The following is a 5336-nucleotide window of genomic DNA, read 5'->3' as shown; positions in this document are numbered from 1 at the left end:
CTCCGGCCCGCCGTCCGCGGAACCCGCCGCTTCCGAGCCCCCCGTCCCGCCCGAGGAGCCCGTCGCGCCCGAGGAGCCCGTCGCGCCCGAGGAGCCCGTCGCGCCCGAGGAGCCCGTCGCGCCCGCGACGACCGCCTCCGCGACGGCGCGCATCGTGAGGCGCCGGTCCATGGACGTCTTCTGGATCCACCGGAACGCCTCGGCCTCGGACCACCCGTGGGCCTCCTGCAGCAGGCCCTTGGCGCGGTCGACCACCTTCCGGGTCTCCAGCCGCTCCTGCAGGCCCGCGACCTCCGCCTCCAGCGCCCGCAGCTCGGTGTAGCGGCTGACCGCCATCTCGATCGCCGGCGCGAGGTCGGTCTTGGAGAACGGCTTGACGAGGTAGGCCATCGCCCCCGCGTCCGTAGCCCGCTGGACGAGTTCGCGCTGCGAGAACGCGGTCAGGATCACCACCGGCGCGATCCGCTCCGCCGAGATGCGCTCCGCCGCCGAGATCCCGTCCAGCACGGGCATCTTGACGTCGAGAATCACCAGGTCGGGCTTCAGCTCCCCGGCCAGCCGGACGGCCGTCTCCCCGTCCCCGGCCTCGCCGACGACCTCGTAGCCGTCCTCCTGAAGCATCTCCTTCAGGTCCAGCCTGATCAGGGCCTCGTCTTCCGCGATCACAACTCGCCGCGCGCTCTCCACGCCCACGACCCTACCGAAACCCGCTACCCTGTCCTGAGCCGCCCCTGCCAGGGCTCAGCCCGGCCAATATCATCCAAATGTCCGGTTTGTCCGGGCATAGGCCCCGATATCCCAACGGCAGAGGAAATGGTCTCAAACACCATCTAGTGTGGGTTCGAATCCCACTCGGGGCACACCTGCCGAAGCCGCCGCCCGGACCGGGAGGCGGCTTCGCCGCGTTCCCGGCTCTTTCGCCGCGGGTCCGGCGGCCACGTCGGAGAAGATCCACATCGCGGCAAAGGGGACAAGTCCGCCTTACTCCCCTATCAGTCCATCGCTGCCCGCGCGTTTCCAGAGTGACGTGGAAATGAGATCGGTTGGTGATCCGTCGGGCGGAGCGTCCCGTTGCGGGGTGGTAGAGCGCCGGGCACCGCGCGGGGTGCGATCGCGCGGTGCCCGGCAGGGGGTGGCGGTCAGTGCGGGATGGCGGTCAGTGCTGGATCCCTATGGCGTCGCCGATGCTGTGCACGCGGAGCGCGTTGGTGGAGCCGGGGGTGCCGGGGGGCGAGCCCGCGACGACGACGACCTTGTCGCCCTTCTGGCAGCGTCCGAGTTCGAGGAGGGCCTGCTCGACCTGGCCGAACATGGCGTCGGTGTGGTCGACGTGGGGGACGACGAAGGTCTCGACGCCCCAGACGTGCGCGAGGCGGCCGCGGACGGCGGGCACCGAGGTGAAGGCCAGCAGCGGGATCGGGGAGCGGTAGCGGGACAGGCGGCGGGCCGTCTCGCCGGACATGGTGAAGGCGGCGAGCGCCTCCGCGCCCACGATCGCGCCGACCTCGGCGGCGGCGCGGGCGATGGCGCCGCCGACCGTCTCGGGCATGCGCTCCAGGGTGTGGGTGGCGTGCAGGGACGCCTGTTCGGCGGTCTGCACGATGCGGCTCATCGTCAGGACGGACTCGACCGGGTACTGCCCGACGCTGGTCTCGCCGGAGAGCATCACGGCGTCGGCGCCCTCGAAGACGGCGTTGGCGACGTCGGAGGTCTCGGCGCGGGTGGGCCGGGGCGCGGAGATCATCGATTCGAGCATCTGGGTGGCGACGATGACCGGGCGGGCCTTCTCGCGGCACAGCGCGATGGCGCGCTTCTGGACGATCGGCACCTGTTCGAGGGGCAGCTCGACGCCGAGGTCGCCGCGGGCGACCATGATCCCGTCGAAGGCGGCGACGATCTCGGGGAGGCGTTCGACGGCCTGCGGCTTCTCGATCTTGCCGATCAGGGGGACGCGGACGCCCTCCTCCTCCATGATCTGGTAGCAGATGTCGGCGTCGGCGGGAGTGCGGACGAAGGAGAGGGCGACGAGGTCGACGCCGAGGCGCAGGGCCCAGCGCAGGTCGCGCTCGTCCTTCTCCGTCAGGGCGGGGACGCTGACCGGGACGCCGGGGAGGTTGAGGCCCTTGTTGTCGGAGACCATGCCGCCGACGGTGACGGTGGTGCGCACCCGGGTGCCGTCGACGGAGGTGACCTTGAGCGCGACGCGGCCGTCGTCGATGAGGACGCTGTCGCCGGGGCCGACATCGCCGGGCAGGCCCGCGTAGGTGGTGGAGACCTCACGGCGGGTGCCGGAGACGTCGTCGGTGGTGATCGTGAACTCGTCGCCGAGGGTGAGGCGGACGGGCCCGTCGGGGAAGCGTCCGATGCGGATCTTGGGGCCCTGCAGGTCGGCGAGGATGCCGACACCGCGTCCGGTGGCGTCGGCGGCGGCCCTGATCCGGTGGTAGACCTCCTCGTGGACGGCGTGGTCGCCGTGGCTCATGTTGAGGCGCGCGACGTCGATGCCGGCCTCGACGAGGGCGTTGATCTGCTCGGTGCTAGAGCAGGCGGGGCCGATGGTGCTGACGATCTTCGCTCGACGGGTCACCCGCACAACCGTACTTAGTTACCCGCCGGTACGGATATTCATGCAGGATATGGTCGCCCGGGGTTCACCCAGTGGTCTAGGTCAGAGGTCTAGACCACCTGGACGATCACCGTTTGAACGCCTCGACGGCGGCCTGGCAGAACGCCTTGAGGTCGTCGGGCTTGCGGCTGCTGACCAGGACGTTCGGCCCCTCCTCGCAGATTCGTACCTCCTCGTCCACCCAGCTCGCCCCCGCGTTGCGCAGATCGGTCTGGAGGCTCGGCCAGGAGGTCAGGGTACGCCGCCTGACGACGTCCGCCTCGATGAGCGTCCACGGGCCGTGGCAGATGACCGCCACGGGCTTGCCGGCATCGAAGAACGCCCTGGTGAACGCGACGGCCTCGGGCTGCGTCCGCAGGTAGTCGGGGTTGGCGACACCGCCGGGGAGGACGAGCCCGTCGAACCCGCTGTGGCCGGTCTCGCCGACGGTGGCGTCGACGGGGAAGGTGTCGGCCCTGTCGAGGTGGTCGAACGCCTGGATGTGTCCGGGCGCCGTGGAGATCAGCCGGGGCGTGCCCCCGGCCCGCTCGACCGCCCCCCAGGGTTCGGTGAGCTCGACCTGCTCGGTGCCCTCCGGCGCGCAGAGGAAGGCGATGGTCCTGCCCTGAAGATCGTTGTTCGGCATGGTCGTCCTCCCGTTCGGATGGGGTTTTCCGTGGCCCTGCCCGCCAGCGCGGGTGGTATGCAGGAGAGGTGAACCCGACCGTCCTCCAGCCCCCACCCACCACCAATCAAACGACGAGCTCCGCTCGGCCGACTTATCGCGAGTACCCCGCGCCGGGGCTGGCGTGCTCGTGGACGGCGTCGCTCCCGGCGGACGCGGAGCCGTTCCTGCAGCGCGTCGTCCCCGACGGATGTGTGGACCTGATGTGGTCGGCGTCGGGGATCCTGGTGGCCGGGCCGGACACGGGGCCGGTACCGGCGGTGATGCGGCCGGGCGACGCGGTGGTTGCGGTGCGGTTCGGACCGGGGACGGCCCCGCCGGTCCTGGGCGTCGCGGCGGACGCGATCCGGGACGGCCGGGTGCCGCTGCGGGACCTGTGGGGCGGTGAGGCCGACCGGCTGGCGGAGGCCGTGGCGGCGGCTCCCGACCCGCTCGCGGCGCTGGTCGCGGCGGTGCGGGAGCGGATGCGGCCCGCGGATCGGCTCGTCCCGGCGGTGGTGTCCGGGCTCGCCGGCGGCTCGGTGCGGGACGTGGCGGACGATCTGAGCATCAGCGAGCGGCAGCTCAGGCGGCGCTCGCTGGCGGCGTTCGGGTACGGGCCGAAGACGCTGCAGCGGGTGCTGCGCTTCCAGCGGGCGCTGAGCCTGGCGCGGGCGGGCGAGCCGCTCGCCGGTGCGGCGTTCGCGGCGGGCTACGCCGACCAGGCGCATCTCGCGCACGAGGTGCGGGACCTGGCGGGCGAGCCCGTCCGGAACCTGCTGTGAGCCTGCCGCCGGTCAGGGCTTGAGGCGGCCGTAGGCGCGGAGCGTTCTGAGGCGCTCGACGGTGATGAAACCGCGCCATTCGGGACGGGTGATGGGCGTCCAGCTCGGGAAGGCGACGTCCCAGCCGCCGTCGCCGTCCTGGGCGTCGATCAGCGCGTCGAGGTGGGCGTCGATGACGTCGGCGGTGAACAGCCGGCGTCCGTGGCCGTCCGGGTGCGGGGCGAAGTCGAGCGGGAGGTGCTGGGCTCCCGCTGCGTGCGGGTCGAGGGCCACGGGCGCGGCAAGGGCGTCCCTGAGGCGGGTGAAGGCGGCGTCGGCGCGTTCCTGGTCGGGGACGTGGTCGAGGAACGTGAGAATGGAGAGCGCGTCGTACGGCCCGGGTTCGGCGTCCGCGTGCTCCAGGTGGCGCCAGCAGAAGTCGGTGGCGGGGCCGAGCCAGGGGTGATCGGATCCGGCGCGGTACAGCATTCCGGCGAGGGTCCCGGTGGGGTTGACGTTGCCGGGCGGATCGTCGGGGGTCTGCCACCAGGGCGCGTGCGGGGTGTCGCGGACGCTCGGCAGCACGAACGGCACTCCCCCGCCGGGCGCGGTGATCGACGTCAGGTAGTCGCCGACGCGGGTGACGGCCGGGTCGTCGTCCGCGCCCGCCTCGTGGAGGAAGTCGAGGGCGTGCTGGGCGGGGATGGGCTGGCTGCCCTCGCCGCGCAGGTCGGGTTCGAGGGCGTGGCCGTAGCCGCCGTCCGGGTTCTCATAGGCGCGGAGGGCCGCGAGGACGGGTCCGGCGGGCCCGCCGCGGAAGTGGAGAGCGAACCGGTGCCGGTCGATGAGGCGGCCGTTGACGCGCATGAACTCCGCGGCGCGGTCGAGGCCGGTGGCATGCAGGACCTTCATGCCTCGACCGTAGGACGGCCACGTCCGGCCGGTCTTGTAGGAAACGGACACCCGGGGAATGGGTGGGCCCGGCCACCCCAGCGGTGGGTGGCCGGGCCCCTGATGTCCCGCGTGCGGGGTGCGGGAGCGAGCGGTCCCACGGCGGCGCGGGAGGGCTCCGGCCTTCCGGCCGCCGCGTCGTGAACCTTGGCGGGACCGTAGCCGACCTGCTCGGAGACTACAAGTGGGCGCACGGAAGCCGGGCGTGACCGGACGGCCCGGCGGCCGTGGTGGCGGCGGGAGGCCGCTTCCGGACGGGGGGCGTTTGTGGTCTGCTGTCCGTCATGAGTGATCCGCTTGACGAACGTGACATGGCAGGTGACCCGCTCGCCGTGGTGGCGGGGGCGGCGGG

General features: G+C 72.5%; 4 protein-coding genes, 1 tRNA gene and 1 pseudogene. 2 read left to right on the top strand and 4 right to left on the bottom strand.

Going from position 1 to position 5336, the window contains the following annotated elements; genetic code table 11:
• Positions 1 to 111 precede the first annotated feature (111 nt).
• Positions 112 to 666 (bottom strand): annotated as a pseudogene (locus tag ETD83_RS38865) (ANTAR domain-containing response regulator); the annotation flags it as partial.
• A 121-nt stretch (positions 667 to 787) separates the two neighbouring features.
• Between ETD83_RS38865 and ETD83_RS38860 the strand changes: the two are divergent.
• Positions 788 to 860 (top strand) — tRNA-Leu (locus ETD83_RS38860).
• Between the two features lie 296 nt (positions 861 to 1156).
• On the opposite strand, the gene pyk is transcribed toward ETD83_RS38860, so the two are convergent.
• On the bottom strand, positions 1157 to 2587 hold the full coding sequence (gene pyk, locus ETD83_RS38855; protein ID WP_138650182.1) for a pyruvate kinase: 1431 nt from the start codon (positions 2585 to 2587) through the stop codon (positions 1157 to 1159).
• Positions 2588 to 2693: 106 nt separating this feature from the next.
• On the bottom strand, positions 2694 to 3251 hold the full coding sequence (locus ETD83_RS38850) for a type 1 glutamine amidotransferase domain-containing protein (protein ID WP_138650181.1): 558 nt from the start codon (positions 3249 to 3251) through the stop codon (positions 2694 to 2696).
• Between the two features lie 68 nt (positions 3252 to 3319).
• Here ETD83_RS38850 and ETD83_RS38845 point away from each other — a divergent pair, with 68 nt between their 5' ends.
• Positions 3320 to 4054, top strand: coding sequence for a helix-turn-helix domain-containing protein (locus ETD83_RS38845; RefSeq protein WP_138650180.1), 735 nt, complete (start codon positions 3320 to 3322; stop codon positions 4052 to 4054).
• A 12-nt stretch (positions 4055 to 4066) separates the two neighbouring features.
• Here the strand turns inward: ETD83_RS38845 and ETD83_RS38840 are convergent, their stop codons facing one another.
• Positions 4067 to 4945, bottom strand: a complete 879-nt coding sequence (locus ETD83_RS38840; protein WP_171064687.1) for a hypothetical protein — start codon at positions 4943 to 4945, stop codon at positions 4067 to 4069.
• Positions 4946 to 5336: the final 391 nt, after the last annotated feature.

The organism is Actinomadura soli, from assembly GCF_005889715.1.
GTDB lineage: Bacteria > Actinomycetota > Actinomycetes > Streptosporangiales > Streptosporangiaceae > Spirillospora > Spirillospora soli.
The sequence above is the reverse complement of the archived record's forward strand: the minus strand, read 5'-3'. Positions and strand labels throughout refer to the sequence as shown.